The sequence below is a fragment of the Citrobacter sp. Cpo142 genome (genome assembly GCF_030332425.1).
GTDB lineage: Bacteria > Pseudomonadota > Gammaproteobacteria > Enterobacterales > Enterobacteriaceae > Citrobacter > Citrobacter portucalensis.
The window spans coordinates 19,088-36,308 of record NZ_JAOWHW010000147.1 but is presented as its reverse complement, the minus strand read 5'-3'; the positions used below and the strand labels follow the sequence as shown (position 1 = coordinate 36,308).

The following is a 17,221-nucleotide window of genomic DNA, read 5'->3' as shown; positions in this document are numbered from 1 at the left end:
GCCTGCTCGCTATTACCCTCTTTCTCATCCAGAAACTGATCGAGAATCACGGGCGCGGAAGCCCCGGCAAGAATCAAACCAACGACCGCTGCGCTCAGTTTATTCTTCAGCTTTGGTGACATTGCCATTAAGCCGGTCCTCCCTTTCCTTTTGCCTGTAGTACCAGTTCACTGCACAGGTGATAACGGTGCATGCGATACCGACAATAATTGCCCAGTCGCTCAGGCTTAACCCTGCAATTCTGTCGGCCAACATCCAGGACACCTCTTTTGCTGTTTTANCTGTTTCGGCGTATGCCTTCGCTGATACACCGCAGCCGGTCAGCGTGGTGCCTGTTCCATATGAAAGTCTGCTGTAAATGGTGCTCATTCTGGTCATAGCCTCACCTCCGATTCTTCGGATGGCGTTTTGTGAAAGGGGAATAAAAAAGCCCGTTCGAATGAACGGGCCAGAAAATAAGCATATTGCATTACTGAAGCGTCAACGTGATGCCGGGTGCCTCCCGGTGGGCCTTTGGCTGACAAACCATGACCCGTGTGCACTAAGCATGTCATTCCATGACTTTGTTTACTGTCAGTTTCACCCCTCCGCTTAGGGGGATTCATCACACTTACGTCAAACGAGAGCTTTTACTAGATGCTCTATAACTTTAGAATCAATAAGAAAAACCTGCAATCAAACAGCACTATTATTCTAAAAGGATCAGACTTCACGGGCTTGATTTATCAACAAAGCACGTAGTGAGTGATATCCGTGAGCCTGAAATGAAAAAGGCCGCCACGCGGCAGCCTCGAAGTAAGTACGGTTGTTTACAATGGTGGAGAGAGAGGACCTTCTAACACATCTGCTTCACCGTTATGGCAAATGTCATCGCCTCTGGTCAGATGCCAAACACCTGTGATTATTTTCCCCGTTTCCAAGTCATCAACGGTGTCATTCGTGTAGTACGCTACCTGTACAACTCCGACATGCTGAATCCAGTAATACCCTTCTTTCATAAGCTCCTCCGCGATACTCAGCAGATAGTATAGAGCGGCACAAATGATGCTGTGGTGCAGGAAGCCACAACTTAACCTTTGCTAATAAAGTAATTTCGAAAGATGACGATAATGGATAATAAATGTAAGGTCGGAGGAACCACCATGAGCATGACAGTTAGCACTTTGGGTCAGGACATACTACAAAGCACAGTAAAACAAGCACCTTCAAGTACTGGCAACTCTGTTTCACAACAAATTCAAAACCTGAAAAAACAAATTGGTGAGTTGACAAAAGAACTCAGCGCCATGGGTTCAAAAATAAATGAAGTAACCTCCGAAGATGAGGCAAAACTGCTTAAACAGCAGATGGAGATGATTCAAAGGCAAATCGAGTCTATATACGCAAAAATTGCTCAATTACAAAAACAAGAAGCAGAAAAAAACCAAATGGTATCGGGAGCATTACCTACGGTAAGTGACAAATCAGGTTCGAACGTTGCAGGGAATAATACTAAAAATATTGATGTCTACGTTTAGCAGCTACCCCCAACCATTTTTCCTTTGAGTTAAAAACGAAAAAGCACTGGAGTGTTGTGAGAACTTGTTTTCAAGTTAACGATTCAGCACGGCGATATGACAGGGGTACTGGTGTAATACACCTCGCGAATACCCCTGTCGTATCGCCGGAAAGCAAAAACCCCGCGCTGGCGGGGTTCTCGTTATATTCAAATTGTTCGCTTTTCGTCGCTGCCATCGTGGCGCAGCTCTGCCAAGCATGAATGGATTATCTAACTTTCTGGGTAGTTTTCAATACCAGACACAAAAAACAGCACAAAAAAGCAAAAATATTATTCCTTGCTTTCCAAAAGTGCTTTCGCTGACAAGAACACCTTTGCTCTGAAAATCTGTAAACACCACTTCACTCGCTCTCTGGCCTTTTCTTGTGTCAGCCATGGCGCAATCGCCTGTAGTTCCCGGGTTATGTCTGAGACTTTTTTTCGGGTGGTGTAATACTGAAGACCAACAACATAAACCGGATCGTTTATATCCAGCGCCTGCAGTACGCATTGCTCAACAAAATCGACATCGTCACTATGCAGGGCCTCGTCAATTACACTGGCGGGTGACTGGGGCCAGAGAATGCTGTGTGCCCTGTTCATTGCCTGCTGTCCACGGAATCCCTCTTCTCTCGCCTGATTTAACGCAACGGTGAATCGCTCGAGTGCCTTATCTGACCAGTTCCGTCCCTTAAGCACATTCCAACACGCATGTCCTCGCGGCAAACGAGGAGCAGTTTTTCCTCCCACACCTTCCCCCCAGGTAGTGAGCAGGGATTTAATCCATCCGGACTGGATCCCCGTCAGGAGGATACATTTACCGAGCCAACTTTTACGCGGCGCAGATGCTGCTTTACCAAGTGCTTCAAAATGATTGCGGCATTGACGTGGTGTCATCCTGTTTTTCTCCTTACACCAGAACACCGAGCCCGTAAGCCCGGTCCAGCACTCTGATAATCATTACCGGCTGAGGTACATGCTTTCGCTCAAACTTCACCGGGTCGTTATGTAGTTCTGTATGGCACTGACGACACAAAGGGATCGCGAAAATATCATGCGCCTTCGTTGCCATACCTCCCTGCCCCCAGCCAATTAAATGGTGTGGGTCATCGGATGGTTTGCCGCAGCATTCGCAGGGCTGTGTTTTAATCCATTCCAGATATCGGGGGGCCGTCCAACGGATACGCTTTGGACGTTTCATATAGGTTTGCGGGGACTCAGGGTCGACCAGAACACCAACTACAGGCTTAACCTCAGGCACCTGCGCTGGTGGCATGTTCACGGTTACTGTGCTGGCTTTGGCTGTAATGATGCTGGTGGCGGTTACACCCGGCTCGACGTCGCATTCATGCATGACTGACTGATGATCTTCCGAAGGAATACGAAGCGCCCGACTGGCTACTGATTCGGGAATTGCGTCGGTAACCCCCATACGCACCGCCCACCAGCATAGCTCCGCCAGCGACAGTTCTCTGGAAGGATCCTGATTCAGTGCCACCATGATGCTGTTGATAATCCAGCTAATAACATTACATCTCGCCAGCTCTGCAAGTTGTTCGCTGTAATGGTCACGCAAATGGTTATCACAATGTCCACACAGAAGAACCGATCCGGGTTCATGACGCAGAGTGGTTAACTCGTGATAATGGTAATCGCTGTGTGGCCACTGGCAGCAGCTACCGCCATAACGCAGAAGCCAGTAATCAAGGCCACTCAAACCACCAGCAACCTTAATAACTTTTTCATCCAGGAAGAACGGTCGCAGCGACTCGTCACACGCAAGCGGCTGGCGAACGTCAGGAACACGGCCAGCAGGCAACCGTTCCATACCTGCCGGCTGGCTTTCCACCAGCACACGTTCACAACTGAATAATGACATCAGCTCACTGCCCGGCTTGAGCAGCACAATTCCAAGCTCACGCGCAACCACCGGCTTCAGCAGCGCCCTCATTCTGCAATCTCCCCGATAATTATTTGTCCCTTCTCTCCCCATAATTTTGTGACGCGTGAATCCCAGATGTGAGCGTCATCTTCGTAAATGGCATCCATCAGAGCTTTCATCATGTTGTCAAAATCAGGTTTTGTCTGGTGTGGTTTACCGTTGAACTCAGTCCGTTTCTTATTGCTCCAACTCGCTGGCATAGGAAGAATGAAGGTGACATGCGAACCGCTTTCCGGCAGCTCAACACCCTGCAGATGAACTTCATCACAGAAAGCCCGGTAACGCAGAACCTCGGGGCGCTTTTTCCATTTATCAGCGCGAGTCATCCTAGGCTTGCCCATTGGGGTGATATCGTAGACTTTCACATTCACCTCCAGATCCGTTGTTGCCAGGTTCTGTCCTGACGCGGAGGCTTAGATACTTCTGGCAAGAACGCGCTGATCGTCCAATGAACGAAGTCATTATCCAGACTACGCTCGGTCTTAATCTGCTTTGCGTGATAGCGGGCTTCCAGTTCGTCAGCCTGCTCAGTGGTGAGTTGGGTATGTTGAAACCAGCTTTTCTTCATAACGCACCTCTGGATGCGGTAAAAAGAAAATCGCTGGCGTTAGTTAACGTCAGTATGTGGGATTGCTTGAATTGATCTTGCGCCATGGGCTTTTCTCCTGTGGCGCAGCAGGTATAGGTTGTTCAGGCCTATGACGGGAGTGTAACAGAATTCTGAGTAACGCGATAACCAGCCCTTTCCAGCATCTGAGTAAACAACGTAGGTGTACCAATAATTTCATTATCCTGAAGAGGCATGAAAGACACCATGCTACCGCGACGATACATCAGGGCGCGCTCACACTCAGGAAATGATTGCAGCCTGGCAACGATGACTCCATCGTGACATCTGATGACTGCGTAGCCTTTTTTGGGCAATTCTACTTTTTCTTTCACTTAAACTCCCCCATGCAATCGGGATAAAGTAATACCCAAAAAACTAATAAAACCAGTCGTCAGCGCTTTCCCAGGTCTCCTGGGGGATTTCCTCCACCTTCGTTTTATCGCCCTTATCGCCACCAAAAACAGTCAGGCTATCACCGCCAGCCGTGCGGATAACTAGAGAACAATTTCCATATTGATTCTGAAGTCGCTTAAGCAGCTCTTTCTCAAGTGCGGGTATGGCTCCGCGCGGCAGGTCTTTTGATTTGTTGATCGTAAGTTCTACCTTCATAATTCCCTCTACATCAAAATACTGTACATTCATACAGTATACCTATTGAATCTCATATTCAAGTGGTTAATAGCACTTTTTGCCAAAGCCATGCCGTTGTATACACTGAGCTTTTCCTAGCATTAGGGATTCACTAAATCTGAGTGGCAACACTGTATAGATAAGAAAAAACCCGCCGGAGCGGGTTAAAGATCCAGAGATTAAATAGTTTAAAGGCTGTATTCAAAAACTAATTAACCATCAGGCGTAGGGCTAAATCATTCGGGTAGGGGTCAAAATAGTTCTGAGTAAGCAAATAGCGATCTGGATATTCAGCCAGATAGTGCTTTAGCAAAGTAAGTGGAGCGAGTATCGGCAAGAGTCCACTGCTATAGTTGAGAATAACGTCACGCAGTTCTCCGCGCTGACGTGTATTCAACTGGTTACGGAAGTATCCCTGGATGTGCATCAACACGTTGGTATGGTTTTTCCGTGAGGACGGCTTCTTGAGGATTGCCATTAACTTTTCTCGGTAAAGAACAAAAAATGCTTCCAAATCATTCCACTCATGCATCGAAGCAACAAAAGGCCCAATTTCACGATAGCCTGCTTGGTTATGAGCCAAAAGCTGGAGCTTATAGCGACTATGGAAACTAAGTATCCCATGACGCGTAAGGCCATTAGCCCTTAAGATGTTAAGTTCATTGAGAGCAAAGATGCGCTCGACAAAATTCTCCCTCAGTACCGGATCGTGCAAACGTCCATCTTCCTCAACCGGCAACCACGGATATGCTTCCATTAACGCACCAGTAAAAAGGCCCGTGCCTTCTTTCCGCCCACGATTTCCCATTTCGTCATACAACCTCACTCTCTCCATACCGCAACTCGGTGATTTGGCACAGACAATAAAGCCAGACAAGGTGCTAAGCCCTCGGATATATGGAGTTGTGAATTCAGTCATTTTGTCAGTTATATCCTCACCAGGCTCGTGACTAAAACGCATGCGAATATAACCTTCATTGGTTTGAACCAGGCGCAATGCTGGGCGGGGAACAGATAAACCAATGGACATCTCCGGACAGACAGGCTTGAAAGTTACCCACTGAGCCAGTTCATCCATCGCAAACCCCATTCGTTTATGGCCGCCGTCGAACCGCACAGCTGTTCCGGTCAAGCATCCGCTAATCCCGATAGCTGGTTGAGTGTTCATATCGATACCCTCGTTAATTCAATGCCCACTTCGCGAAAGGAAAATCGTGACTGTTCAAATGATAATACCTAATCTATTTATATCATTCTTATTACAGATAAGCATAACCATGAGGACATCGCCAGCGTAATGAAAAGGAATCAGATAGAGCCGTAAAGTTGAGGTTCCTTCACTCATCCTTAAATCTTACGCCTACCACTAGCAGGACATGCTCAACGTCGAGTAGTGAAAGCCATGTTCCGCCGTTTTTCGGTTGTCATGCTGGCATCCTCCCCACGATATCTATAACCCGGCGCATAACTGCACTTCCCCGAAAATCTGCAGGTAACTCAATAACAGGTTTACTCGATCCGTATGAAAAACGCTGGAGATCGAAATCAATCACAGCCTTCCGATCCCTGAACAAACCAAGACGACCGTAACGAATGAGTTCGCCGCGTTCGGCTGCGACGCGGAAATACTTCTCAGCAGTCTGACGATGCAGCGACAACATCTGTGATGCCTCGCTAACAGTTAAGCGTCCACGGATTTTCACCTCTTCAATGATCACCCGAATAAGTGCCGCCTGCTCTTCTGGTGTATTTGGTCTTGGCATGCTGATCATCTCCGGGCCATACGTAGACATTCATTACGTTGCTGCGCTATACGTGACACTTCAGCTGAACTACGGGCAATGTCTAACATGTCGGTATATACCTTTGCCGCGCGCCGCCAGAGCCCCCGGGACTTAAGGTCTTTCGCCATTTTCTCCGCTAATTGCGTTTCAGCCGGATCGCTTTTCTCTTCCATGAAGGGCAGTTTTACGTCAGGTATTTCTGCATCCGTAGCAATGTTATAAACATACTGAGTTCCGTTGTGAGTACGCAGGACTGTGCCGCTGACAGTCAGCGCGCGCAGAAACTTACCAGCGGTACCGGATGGAATATCCAGCGCTTCACACACATCACGTAATACACAGTTCGGGGTATGGCGTACCACTATCGCTACCCGATCTTTCTGAGAGATTTCTATGGTCATTGGTCAATACTCGTTTTGGTTACTTCACGACCCGTAAGTGGGTCACATTTTTTCGATAACTTCCCCAGGCGAAATTTACCCAGATACCGTCATCCATGGTTAAGCGGTCCATGACCCGCTCACCCAGAACTTTCGATAACTCGTCATAATTCAGGTTTGTAAGTACCCCCACTGGTTTCATTGACGCCATACGGCGATCGATTATCTGATTAAGTAATACCCACTCATTGCGCGTATCACGTTGAACACCAACCTCATCAAGAACAAGCAAATCAACCTTGCACAAATCATCCAGCAAATCGGACTCAGACTGGCCCTCGTCATAGCACTTGCGAGTGCGAAGCATCAAATCAGGTACTGTCACGACCAGAACGGAATAATCGTGCTGAAGCAGGTAGTTCCCGATTGCCGCAGCAAGATGATTTTTCCCTGTTCCGCAACTGCCGCTGAATATGAAACTGGTAAAGCCATTCCCAAAGTTATGGGCGTAACTCTTTGCCATCGTCAGCGCGTGTTTCTGCCCGTCGTTGCTCACCTGGTAATTTGCAAATGAGCACCCTCTGTGTAACTCGCAGATCCCTGAGCGCCCGAAAATTCTTTCTGAACGGTTACGCTGATTTTGTTTTTCCAGCTCAGCTGCGCGCTTTCGCCCTTCTTCCTGCTGCCAGGCCATTAATTCCTGACTGCTGGTAAATTTCGGCTGAACACCTGCAGGCATGAGATTACGTAGACGGCCAAGCAAATCATGCGTCGATTTCATCATTACCCCCTGAATCCCGGCGGGATCTGAGTGTCAGGTTGTGAAACGCCAAAGCCGGCCTGTCGACGTGTACCTGCCGATGGTGAGGAAGATTTGGCGCGTGATGTTTTCAGGCTGGAAGCAAAAGTCTGTTCCCACTGAATGTGGTGTTTAACTTTCCCTTCGCATTTCCAGTAGTCCCGGAATTGCTGTAATTCGACGGCGGTATACCCTGGTAGATCCCCAAGGTTTATTCCCCACTGCGCAGCCTGGCGTACAAAGTCATCACCAGGTGTCCAGTCATCTGTGATCGGAAATTTGCCTATGGGCGGTAAAAAGTCACCGAGCGCGTGTAACTCTCTCTCTTGGTTTTCTTTTAGATCTGTATCTGTATCTGGATCTTTATTAGTTGTGTTACCGTTGACGTTCTGTTTTAACGGCGGCTCAACACCCGTTGAACACCCGTTGTTATTTTGTTGGTTATTCGCTCCTTTTTTAGCTTTTCTCGCCTGAGCGGATGCCTTTCCAGCTGCTGACTTTTGGCTGATTGAGTTTTTAACCGCCTCCAGATCACGCTCTATACGCTCCTGTACCCATTCGGTACCGTTATCGTTAAAAAACTCTTTCAACGAAGGTTCAACGGAATCCCAACGGTCGTTACTCAGCCGTGCAATTTTCGATAGTCGGTTTTTGGGGATCGGGCGACCTGTTTGCCAATAATTGAACATCAGTAGCAGGTATGCGCCATGCTCTTCTGTAGACAGATGCATGGTGTCCGCCAGGTAATCAGCAATGTAAAGTTGCATGTAAGGCAGAGCTGCCATGTTTACTCCCTTGTCCGGTTTCCCGGCGCGTAATGGTTATTGCTCAAAACTCGATTAAAACAATTGCGGCGCTACGGCGCTTAAACTCGCCAGTAGTGGTCCCGCCGCATCAGCTGGTAACATGTTGAACAAAGCGATTGCTGCTTCACGAATTTCCTTCTCCAGTTTCTGTAACGGAGCGCCGATTAATTTCGCCTGATGTGCCTCACTGCATTCTTTGATAGCGTTGGCCACCAGCTCCGCTTCTGTGCTCGCATTACTTAACCCGTGCTTCCTGGCAATCTGAACTGGCATAGCAGCAATGATTGAACCTGACAGCTGCATAACGTAAGCCGTATACTTTTCTGACCCTCCTTCGTTTTTCAGATATCGGAATAAATTCTGCTTATTAACAGCAATTCCGCGACCATCTGCTTTGGCCCACTCTTCAGCCACCAGCTGAGCGATCCGCTCCTGTGCCTGTCCTGGTAATGTCGATTCCCATTCACGAACAGCTGCCAATATGACGCGGTGCTGAATGCTGTCGCGGCGCTGGGGTTTAAAATGATTTTGCGTTTTCAACGGAACAGCTAAGCGTTGGCTATGATGTTGATATGTTACTGATTGCATGATTAAGCCTCCTTTTGAGGTAAACCATCAGTGGGGTTAGGATAAAGATCCGGTCTGATTTCATGTGGGGTGACTTTCCAATCCAGCGCCCTGCAGGCGTTTAGAACCTCTGTGCTGGCGACTTGAGTGCGAAACCAAGCTGAAACAGTTTGCGAATTTTTACCAAGCCGGCGAGCCAGCTCTGATTGACTACCACATAACGTAAGTATTTTTTTCTGGGTCTGTTCTTTCATGACGCCTCCTGATTTTGTTTTCATATGATTGAAAATAAAATTTTCATTGTCAAGAAAATAGAACGATCCAATCTGCAAAAAAACTTTGTATCCTTGCTTAATGGTTTGATTTGGATATGAATATGAACTTTGAAGAAAGACTGATAAGAGCCCTCGAAGAGGCTGGCATATCTCAATCTGAGTTAGGCCGCCGGGTTGGTGTGAATTCTCAATCTGTCAGTGGCTGGTGTAATTCTGGAATTATTCCAAGAAAGGAAAAGTTGGCTTTGCTGCCGGAAGCTTTAGGTAAGCCATTGTATTGGTTCTTTATGACTGATGCCGAAGAAAAATGGCTTAAGGAAACCACTGAGAGCAAAACTGTCCTAAACGACAAGCAGCAGCGATTGCTGGATGTATTCGATCAGCTTCCGGAGTCTGAGCAAGATCGGTTTATTGCCCTTGCTAATGAAAGGCTCGATGAGTTGGATAAATTCATGGCGGAATTCCTCAAGAAAAGAAAAATTGAACCACCAACACCTCAAGACTGAGACAGTTCCCCACCAAACAGCCGCAATAGCGGCTTTTTTTTCGCCTAAAATTCACAAAATGTAAATACCGCAGACTTCATTGAAAGTTTTATCTTCAATAAAAGCTTGACCAATGAAAATATTATTTGTAGTCTGATTTTAGAAAATCAGTCATCGAGGCAGGACGCCCACGAAGTAGCTGCCGGCGGCATACGAATCACCGGATGAGATGACAAGTATTAACACGCAGCAGGTTCAACGTTCCGCCAGCCTGGCGACAAGGGCAACGCAAGAGGATAAATCCATGATCGATTTCGCACGTAAACCAGTGCGGTGTCAGGCCGTACATCTAAATCGCATCGAAGTAATCATTCGACTGATTTGCTACATGCTCGCCCAGAAGGGTGACCCGTCTGCCGACCAACAGACTGCCGTTCGTTCATAACGAGTTTGACCAATGGCTGTTGCCAGCCTCATGCCCGGTGCACAGGGCATTGTGATGGTAATACCACCATCGTAACCAAACAGGAGACGAAGACCTGTTCTGGTTAAATTGGAAAAGTGTTCTTTGCCCGTCTCGTGGCGGGCTTTTTTCCGGAGGTTTTTATGTCAGCTAACGATCTGGCATTGCGCTTCAGCAGCGCACCAGCTGAGGCATTAATCGGCGTTTTGCCTGTTCTGGAAGTTAAAGAAGCATTACGTGAAGAAGTTGAAAGTGATGTGATGGATGAAGTCTGGACAGAGCACAACTTTGAAATAGAAGCGATGGGCGAACAAGTTGATGAAACAGCCAGGCTCGCTCGTAAATTTGAATGTGCGGCTGAAGCTCTTGGAACGGCGATCAAACTTGCTCTGACTCTCCCACACAATGAGGCAATGCAGGTTCTGAGTGATGCCTTGAACGATAACCCTGGATACGGTCGCGAACCGGCAAAGGATGCGTGATGGAGTTTGGAATGAAACGTGTGGTGGCTTCAGTTCAGGCCGTTGCCATCCTCAACAGGATTTACAACGGCAGTCCGGTTTCCATCGCATCAATCAGCAAGGAATCAAAGCTGTCTGTGTCTTACCTCGAGCAGATTTTCTCGAAGCTGCGCAGCAGTGAAATTGTTACCAGTCAGCGTGGCGCCGGTGGCGGGTACCATCTTAGCAAAGCAAACCCCAGCGTGGCTGACGTCGTTCGCGCCGTTACTCAAACGCCTGATTCATTTGAACCCGTGCTGAATGCTCTGGAGTGGGTCCCCGTCGCACAGCTGGCACAGGGAAAATCCCCTACCCCATAAAGCACAAAACCCGCGCAAGGCGGGTTAAGTACCCGGTCTGCCGACCAAAGCTTTCCGGAACGAGTTTTGACCAATAACCACTACCTTAGGCGGCGATCATCAGCTGCCGGGTATCTTACAATCCAATGGAGCCCGAACGCAATGTTAACGTATGCGTATCTTATTAAAGCCAAAGCGAAAGCAACTGAGGCAAAAAACCTGTTTTGCTGGTTCTCTGCAAAATCAGATTCCCGCGCAGAGCGCGAAATCCTCAATATTCTCGAAGACAACGGTATTGCCGTCGGACGTGGCGCGGACTATCAATTACCTGTCCGCACCAACTGGTTTGTTGTTGACGATCTTCCTGAGGAAAGCACACTTGATGACACATGGTGCGATCGTTACGAACTGGCAGAAGACCAGCAAACGTGGCAACTGAAACAGAAGCCGGATAATGAAAATCTGGAGGCTTCCAGCCAGCAAAAACCTGAAACCTCCAGTGCCAATGTACCCACCAGCGATGCGCCAGCATTGCTCCGCCCCATATCTCGCCTGCGCCTGTCTCAGCGGCTGATTGCGCACCTGTTAAATGACGGTGAAGAGAAGGAAATCAGTGAAGCGCGGCACGTCCAGATCGGACAAATGGAACTGGACGAAAATGATCTCTATATACAAAACCTGTTACTGGCCGTTGCAAATGTGCCAGCGGCGAAAGAGCTTTCTGCTCATGTCGAGTGGAACCTGGCAAACGCAATAAAAGAAGTCTTCGACCGTGAGCAGGTCTATAACATTGCTTCATTTGAGGAATTTATTACCGAATGGATTGCGGAACCGAAAGCGCGGACTCAAACCGTGCAGGAGTGGGTTAACGATAAGAAAGCACGAATTGTGGGTGATGAGCCCACCGTTCCACCTGTAACGCCAGAACTCATTACCGTTGCGACTCTCCCGCTACGCCAGCGCCTCTTAGCTCAGTTTATTTCTGAAGAATATGCTTACCATATTGATACTGAGCAGAAGAAAACCATTCAGGAACTCGAGCTGGATGTGGATAACAGCTATGTGCAAAACCTGCTGCTTGCCGCCGAGAATGTAGAACCATTCAGGAAAGCGCCAGAGATCGATATCTGGAAGATTGTCAGCGCGCTGAAAACCGTTTTTCCGGTTGATGGAAAACGAGTGGATTTGTCTACCATAATTCAGTTCTTTAAGGCCTGGTTCAGTACTGAACACATTGACCGTGGGCTGCTGGTTAAAGAGTGGGGTAAGGGCAATCGTGTCTCGCAGATTCAGCGCTCTGATACTGGAACGAACGCTGGTGGTGGCAATAAGACCGATCGTAACCCGGCACTTGTCCACACACTGGAAACTCTGGACATTGATATTGCGCTGGCCACACTTCCAATGGATTTCAACATCTACGATATCCCAGGTGGCGTTTTCCGTCGCGCAAAAGAGATCATTGCTAAAAACGAAAGCCCGTTCAAAGAGTGGTCCGTCGCCCTGCGCAAACGCGCTGGCATCCTGGATTATTCCCGTGCCGCTATTTTCGCACTTATTCGCAGTGCAGAAGAAAACGCTCACCATTTCCCGGAACTGCTGAGCCGTTACATCAATAAGAACCTGACTGAAACCGACCACCAGCACCCAACTGAAGAAGCCCTGGCGGCAGCCGGTCACGTGCCGGAAAAAAGCTGGGAAAACGATATTAAAGAGAAGTCCACAGCTGAACAGAAGGCAGGAGTTGAACAACCAGAAATTGCCAACATGGGCAACGGCGTGTTCTCCATCGATGGCCTGATGGGTAACCAGCCAGCAGCCGCGCTTTCTGTCGTAGACCAGGTACGCCAGCGCGCCGTCGAAGAAAAATTACAACAAGCCAATACCGAGGAAACCACCAGCAATGTGCAGATGGAAGAAACTGACAACAACGAAATCAAAGCTAATCCTGAAGTGTCTCAGAGCGAAACAGCAGTTTTGCCAGTTAAAAGCGCTGATGCAACTGGTGACGCGTCAGCTTCTCTGAATAATGAACCCGTTCACCATATTGATACGGATCCCCTGAACGCTTTTTATACTCACCTGATGGTTGATATGGAAACTATGGGCAACAGTCCTGATGCCCCAATAGTCTCTATTGGCGCAGTATTTTTTGATCCTTCAACTGGTAACACTGGTGCCGAGTTTTACCAGGTTGTCAGTCTGGAGTCATCGATGTCGTTTGGCATGAAACCTGATGCGTCGACGATTCAGTGGTGGTTGAAACAATCATCTGAAGCCCGCTCTGCCATTCTTGTTGATGAAGCCATGGGGCTGCTTGAGACTCTCGAACTTCTGGCTGACTTTATTGCTGAAAACGCTGCTAACGGAAACCACACAGTTCAGTTATGGGGTAATGGTTGCTCGTTTGATAACGTCATTCTCCGCCGCGCATACGCGTTAACAGATACCCCCTTCGCTGTTCCGTTCTGGAATGACAGGGACGTAAGGACCATGGTTGAACTGGGTAAATCTGTCGGCATCAACCCACGCTACGACATCCCGTTTGAAGGTGACATGCACAATGCACTTTCTGATGCCCGGCATCAGGTCAAATACGTATCAGCAATCTGGCAACGTCTGACCGCAAATTGATTTTCTAATTTCACAATTTATGGATCCTGCCTGGTATGTTTTTACAGGCAGGCCATCAGAGAGATGAGCTATGCACGAACTTACACTGTCTCCTCAGGAAATTGCAGAAATTACTGGCTATCAGCGCTACACCCACCAGCAGCGACAGCTGCGGTGTCACGGCATACCGTTCACCACTGATGGGCGGAACCGCCCAATTGTATTGCGCAGAAGTATTGATCCCGGAGTTTCTGAATTACCTAAGGTCGATGAATATGTTGCACTTGAGCCAAATTACGACGCAATCAATGGGCAGACCAAGAAAAGATCCTAAAGACAAGCACCTCCCGCCACGCGTAACTAAAAACCGTTATAGCTATGTGTGGAAGCCAAAAGGAACAAAACAAAGCGTAACCCTTGCACCTATTACCGGGACGAGTATGTCCCGGCTATGGGCGCGTTATGAGGAAGAAAAAGCCAAGCGTTCAGACGTAATGACATTTTCTAAATTATGGAAGTTATTCACCAGCAGCCCAGCTTTTGCTGAACTTGCTCCGCGGACACAGACTGATTACAGGTCGTATGAAAAAAACCTGGTCCCAGTGTTCGGGAATATGAGAGCAGATGACATAAAAATTGAGATGGTCAGGATCTATATGGATAAACGTGGCCAACGCAGTATTAACCAGGCAAACCAGGAACTCGGCGGGATGTCGCGTGTTTTCTCATGGGGATATGAACGAGGTTACGTGAAAGGAAATCCGTGCAAAGGAGTACGCAAGTTCTCTTTAAAAGCCCGTGACGTGTACGTGACAGACGAAGAATATCAGGCAATTTATGAAGAGGCGGCACCAGCTCTCCGGGTTGGCATGGAGATATCTTACTTATGTGCGGCTCGCGTTTCGGATGTTCTTTCTCTCAAATGGTCGCAAGTAAGCGAGGAAGGCATTTTTATCCAGCAGGGAAAGACCGGGACTAAACAAATAAAAGTCTGGACTGAACGGCTTCATAACGCCATCGAACTTGCAAAAACTCTGGGTGGACGGGAAACGGTTATCTGTAGCAGCAAAAAAACTAAATACTCGAAAAGTGGGTTTAACGATCTGTGGGAAACAGCAAGGGAAGCAGCAGGAAAAAAACTAGATAGAAAACTGCCGTGTACTTTTCATGATCTTAAAGCAAAAGGGATTTCAGATTACGATGGTTCAAGTAGGGAAAAGCAGCTTTTCTCCGGACACAAAACAGAAAGCCAAGTTTTAGTTTATGACAGGAAGATTAAGGTTTCCCCAACTCTAAATTTACCGCCGATTGAAAAATAGCGTTAACCTAAACTCTTATGCCATCTTTCAACCACAGACCATTTTTCTTTAAGAAATTTCAGTAGATGTAGCGGCTTTGAAGGCAAATGATTATTTTGAAATTGACTATAAACTTGATTCATAGCCTCGCTTGAAAGGGAAAGGATTTCTTGCACTCTGGACGCTCTTTCTTGTTGCGTCATGTTATGTGCAGTTTCGCAGTCAAGTGTTACTTTTGTGAGAAAGTCTGCAATGAATAAATTATCAATGTGAATACCCCTTGCATCAAGGAGTTCGATGTATTTGATTGATTGATTAATTTTTGTAAAAACAGTCATGATGAACATCTGTGAGGATGCTTCATCATGCTTAATTTGGGTTTTAATCTTGATGCCATTCATATTTTTAACGACTGGTTTTGGCGATTTACATCTATCCAACCAATAATCAATCGCTAAGTCACTAACTTCATTCAATAATTTTGACAGGGCGTCAACGAGAGATTTGCTTTCAGAGCGAGTAGCAAGCTTTGCAGAATTGTTATATGTGACAGCCCATCCTATGAATACCAAAACTATACTGGCAAGACTAAAAACCCAAGTATTTTGGGCTACTAGATCCAGTAGCCCATGTTGCTCTTTGACCACTTAAACTATCCTTTAAGCCTTCTCAGGCTCGGCATTGTCTATAAAACGCTCAATTTGCTCTTTGTAGAATGGCAAATCACTTTTAATCACTAAGCGTTTTTTTATGCCTACTTTTGGTAGTCCCTCTTTCCGAACTAACCCACCAAAGGCTTCTTCAAGGAAAGAGGATCCTATGCCTAAAGCAATGCCGTTGAAGTCCACGACAACCTCTTCGTCACCGGCGCGTAACGCGGGGACCAAGAAGTCCTTGCGGAACTTTTCAGCACTATATGGACTATCGCTTACAAACCGACCAAATGGGGTTTTTGAAAAGTCCTTAGCAATGACGATGTTAATCATCTTCTCCTCTCCTCGGAACCAAAGACCACTCGATTAGGGTTCCTGGTATGTTCTCAGGCAGCCACTCACAATTGGGCTTCCCATCACTAGAATTATAGCGGTATCTGGCGTGTCCAGTTAATACTAGTAGTGTTTCGGACTCCGCACATCCAGAACCTATAGGCCTTTTTATATCCTCAGAACCATTCCCACGTCCAGCATTTAAATGTCTAGAATGGCCTGAAGACAAAGCTGTTGAAACGGTTATGCTCTCACCTATCGTACCAGAAGAATCAATCACTGGTCCAAATGACCTATGTATTCCTAACCCTAGGTCACATATGATGAAAACTACGGCATTTTTTTCTTTACTGTACCATGAGCATTGCCACCAGCGTTTTCCACCTAATGCTGCAATTTGCCCTTGAAAACAAGGATCCTCATATGCATGGTATGACACATTAAGCATAGCTTCGTTCAATGCTGAACTCATCAATCCGAAAGCATCAGCATTCAAAAGAGCTTTCTCTTGGAGAGTTGTAACAGTCTCAAGCCAATGCTCAAAAGGTTCGACAGCAGATTGATAGTATCTTTTTTCCTGAACCAAACCTTGTAATTTCTTAAAGGTATTTGCTGTCAGTGCAGATGACAACCCAGTGCTGACGATCCATCTATGTCCGTCAGGGTTTTCTTCTTTTTTAGGAAATTTGAACCGTATGCGACTTTGGACTTTTGTAATTAACTGAGCTCTGCTAACTATCGCAAACAAAAGTACTGTCGCAGCCGCGCTCGCGTACACGACCTTAGATAGATCAATAGTGAGCTCGTGCTCATTTTTAACCGCAACAACATCGATAAAATTAAGAAAATTGAGGGTAGCTGGACGATGTTCGTCTGAGTAAACACACAATGTTTTGGGACTGGTTGACCTGCTCCCCGTTGATTAGTACACCCCGATGTTAGTAATGTCTTCATAAGCCACATGAGGACATCCCCATGAAGAAGCGTTTTTCCGACGAACAGATCATCAGTATTCTCCGCGAAGCCGAAGCTGGGGTACCCGCCCGTGAACTCTGCCGCAAGCATGCCATTTCCGATGCCACGTTTTACACCTGGCGTAAGAAGTATGGCGGTATGGAGGTGCCTGAAGTTAAGCGCCTGAAGTCGCTTGAGGAAGAGAACACCAGACTCAAGAAGCTGCTTGCCGAAGCCATGCTGGATAAAGAGGCGCTTCAGGTGGCTCTTGGGCGAAAGTACTGACGACAGAC

The 17,221-nt window shown here is 47.2% G+C and carries 25 protein-coding genes and 3 pseudogenes; 9 read left to right on the top strand and 19 right to left on the bottom strand.

All coding sequences use genetic code 11. The features are described 5' to 3' along the window. The 3 genes and pseudogenes from OGY18_RS27410 to OGY18_RS24780 form a co-directional block, all read right to left on the bottom strand. A pseudogene (locus tag OGY18_RS27410) lies at positions 1-128 on the bottom strand (lysozyme); the annotation flags it as partial. Further along, positions 100-378 carry a phage holin gene (locus tag OGY18_RS24785; protein ID WP_286554677.1) on the bottom strand — a complete coding sequence of 93 codons (279 nt, stop codon included), beginning with the start codon at positions 376-378 and terminating at the stop codon, positions 100-102. The pseudogene OGY18_RS27410 and the gene OGY18_RS24785, both read right to left, overlap by 29 nt. Positions 379-809: 431 nt before the next feature. Continuing rightward, positions 810-998 (bottom strand): hypothetical protein, encoded by a 189-nt coding sequence (locus OGY18_RS24780; protein WP_060683644.1) that lies wholly within the window; start codon positions 996-998, stop codon positions 810-812. A 144-nt stretch (positions 999-1,142) separates the two neighbouring features. Here OGY18_RS24780 and OGY18_RS24775 point away from each other — a divergent pair, with 144 nt between their 5' ends. Continuing rightward, complete coding sequence (locus OGY18_RS24775) at positions 1,143-1,517, top strand: FlxA-like family protein (protein WP_060683643.1); 375 nt, start codon at positions 1,143-1,145, stop codon at positions 1,515-1,517. Positions 1,518-1,828: 311 nt separating this feature from the next. Here the strand turns inward: OGY18_RS24775 and OGY18_RS24770 are convergent, their stop codons facing one another. From OGY18_RS24770 to OGY18_RS24710, 13 genes are all read right to left on the bottom strand, one after another. Next, on the bottom strand, positions 1,829-2,434 hold the full coding sequence (locus OGY18_RS24770) for a hypothetical protein (protein WP_060683642.1): 606 nt from the start codon (positions 2,432-2,434) through the stop codon (positions 1,829-1,831). Positions 2,435-2,447: 13 nt separating this feature from the next. Further along, positions 2,448-3,488 (bottom strand): DUF968 domain-containing protein, encoded by a 1,041-nt coding sequence (locus tag OGY18_RS24765; RefSeq protein WP_100272206.1) that lies wholly within the window; start codon positions 3,486-3,488, stop codon positions 2,448-2,450. Then, positions 3,485-3,844, bottom strand: a complete 360-nt coding sequence (locus OGY18_RS24760) for a RusA family crossover junction endodeoxyribonuclease (RefSeq protein WP_048221174.1) — start codon at positions 3,842-3,844, stop codon at positions 3,485-3,487. Before OGY18_RS24760 ends, OGY18_RS24765 begins: the two co-directional genes overlap by 4 nt. 2 nt (positions 3,845-3,846) lie before the next feature. After that, positions 3,847-4,047 carry a hypothetical protein gene (locus OGY18_RS24755; RefSeq protein WP_048221172.1) on the bottom strand — a complete coding sequence of 67 codons (201 nt, stop codon included), beginning with the start codon at positions 4,045-4,047 and terminating at the stop codon, positions 3,847-3,849. Between the two features lie 128 nt (positions 4,048-4,175). Beyond that, entirely contained in the window at positions 4,176-4,421 is a 246-nt protein-coding gene (locus tag OGY18_RS24750; protein WP_048221170.1) for a hypothetical protein, read from the bottom strand. A gap of 43 nt (positions 4,422-4,464) precedes the next feature. After that, complete coding sequence (locus OGY18_RS24745; RefSeq protein WP_198579384.1) at positions 4,465-4,698, bottom strand: DinI-like family protein; 234 nt, start codon at positions 4,696-4,698, stop codon at positions 4,465-4,467. Positions 4,699-4,927: 229 nt separating this feature from the next. Further along, entirely contained in the window at positions 4,928-5,887 is a 960-nt protein-coding gene (locus OGY18_RS24740; protein WP_047357956.1) for a YbgA family protein, read from the bottom strand. Positions 5,888-6,143: 256 nt separating this feature from the next. Beyond that, complete coding sequence (locus OGY18_RS24735; RefSeq protein ID WP_047358009.1) at positions 6,144-6,482, bottom strand: DUF977 family protein; 339 nt, start codon at positions 6,480-6,482, stop codon at positions 6,144-6,146. Between the two features lie 5 nt (positions 6,483-6,487). Next, positions 6,488-6,904, bottom strand: a complete 417-nt coding sequence (locus tag OGY18_RS24730) for a PerC family transcriptional regulator (RefSeq protein ID WP_032943873.1) — start codon at positions 6,902-6,904, stop codon at positions 6,488-6,490. A 19-nt stretch (positions 6,905-6,923) separates the two neighbouring features. Beyond that, positions 6,924-7,664 carry an ATP-binding protein gene (locus OGY18_RS24725; protein WP_032943874.1) on the bottom strand — a complete coding sequence of 247 codons (741 nt, stop codon included), beginning with the start codon at positions 7,662-7,664 and terminating at the stop codon, positions 6,924-6,926. A 2-nt stretch (positions 7,665-7,666) separates the two neighbouring features. After that, on the bottom strand, positions 7,667-8,467 hold the full coding sequence (locus tag OGY18_RS24720) for a DUF1376 domain-containing protein (RefSeq protein WP_213786200.1): 801 nt from the start codon (positions 8,465-8,467) through the stop codon (positions 7,667-7,669). Between the two features lie 54 nt (positions 8,468-8,521). Continuing rightward, positions 8,522-9,076 carry a toxin YdaT family protein gene (locus OGY18_RS24715; RefSeq protein ID WP_047357953.1) on the bottom strand — a complete coding sequence of 185 codons (555 nt, stop codon included), beginning with the start codon at positions 9,074-9,076 and terminating at the stop codon, positions 8,522-8,524. Positions 9,077-9,078: 2 nt separating this feature from the next. Beyond that, positions 9,079-9,309 (bottom strand): transcriptional regulator, encoded by a 231-nt coding sequence (locus OGY18_RS24710; protein ID WP_071667622.1) that lies wholly within the window; start codon positions 9,307-9,309, stop codon positions 9,079-9,081. A 122-nt stretch (positions 9,310-9,431) separates the two neighbouring features. Between OGY18_RS24710 and OGY18_RS24705 the strand changes: the two genes are divergently transcribed. The 7 genes and pseudogenes from OGY18_RS24705 (at position 9,432) to OGY18_RS24675 (ending at position 15,009) form a co-directional block, all read left to right on the top strand. Further along, positions 9,432-9,836, top strand: a complete 405-nt coding sequence (locus tag OGY18_RS24705) for a helix-turn-helix domain-containing protein (protein ID WP_071667624.1) — start codon at positions 9,432-9,434, stop codon at positions 9,834-9,836. Between the two features lie 283 nt (positions 9,837-10,119). Continuing rightward, positions 10,120-10,260: pseudogene (locus OGY18_RS24700) on the top strand (hypothetical protein); the annotation flags it as partial. Between the two features lie 161 nt (positions 10,261-10,421). Beyond that, the gene (locus tag OGY18_RS24695; RefSeq protein WP_136345438.1) at positions 10,422-10,760 is read left to right on the top strand and encodes a hypothetical protein; all 339 of its coding nucleotides are present in this window, start codon (positions 10,422-10,424) and stop codon (positions 10,758-10,760) included. 11 nt (positions 10,761-10,771) lie between these two features. Then, complete coding sequence (locus OGY18_RS24690) at positions 10,772-11,098, top strand: RrF2 family transcriptional regulator (RefSeq protein WP_118262752.1); 327 nt, start codon at positions 10,772-10,774, stop codon at positions 11,096-11,098. Between the two features lie 141 nt (positions 11,099-11,239). Next, positions 11,240-13,711 carry a 3'-5' exonuclease gene (locus OGY18_RS24685; protein ID WP_286554664.1) on the top strand — a complete coding sequence of 824 codons (2,472 nt, stop codon included), beginning with the start codon at positions 11,240-11,242 and terminating at the stop codon, positions 13,709-13,711. A 70-nt stretch (positions 13,712-13,781) separates the two neighbouring features. Next, positions 13,782-14,024 carry a DUF4224 domain-containing protein gene (locus OGY18_RS24680; RefSeq protein ID WP_071667664.1) on the top strand — a complete coding sequence of 81 codons (243 nt, stop codon included), beginning with the start codon at positions 13,782-13,784 and terminating at the stop codon, positions 14,022-14,024. Then, positions 13,999-15,009: a tyrosine-type recombinase/integrase gene (locus OGY18_RS24675; RefSeq protein WP_149691517.1), complete on the top strand. Its 1,011-nt coding sequence runs from the start codon at positions 13,999-14,001 to the stop codon at positions 15,007-15,009. Before OGY18_RS24680 ends, OGY18_RS24675 begins: the two co-directional genes overlap by 26 nt. Before the next feature lie 2 nt (positions 15,010-15,011). Here the strand turns inward: OGY18_RS24675 and OGY18_RS24670 are convergent, their stop codons facing one another. From OGY18_RS24670 to OGY18_RS24660, 3 genes are read right to left on the bottom strand one after another with little or no spacing between them, the layout of a single operon-like run. Continuing rightward, on the bottom strand, positions 15,012-15,635 hold the full coding sequence (locus tag OGY18_RS24670) for a hypothetical protein (RefSeq protein ID WP_213786743.1): 624 nt from the start codon (positions 15,633-15,635) through the stop codon (positions 15,012-15,014). A 12-nt stretch (positions 15,636-15,647) separates the two neighbouring features. Then, positions 15,648-15,974 (bottom strand): STAS-like domain-containing protein, encoded by a 327-nt coding sequence (locus OGY18_RS24665; protein WP_149282021.1) that lies wholly within the window; start codon positions 15,972-15,974, stop codon positions 15,648-15,650. Continuing rightward, entirely contained in the window at positions 15,967-16,722 is a 756-nt protein-coding gene (locus tag OGY18_RS24660; RefSeq protein WP_286554661.1) for a hypothetical protein, read from the bottom strand. Before OGY18_RS24660 ends, OGY18_RS24665 begins: the two co-directional genes overlap by 8 nt. Before the next feature lie 227 nt (positions 16,723-16,949). Between OGY18_RS24660 and OGY18_RS24655 the strand changes: the two are divergent. Further along, positions 16,950-17,207: pseudogene (locus tag OGY18_RS24655) on the top strand (IS3 family transposase); the annotation flags it as partial. Between the last annotated feature and the right edge of the window lie 14 nt (positions 17,208-17,221).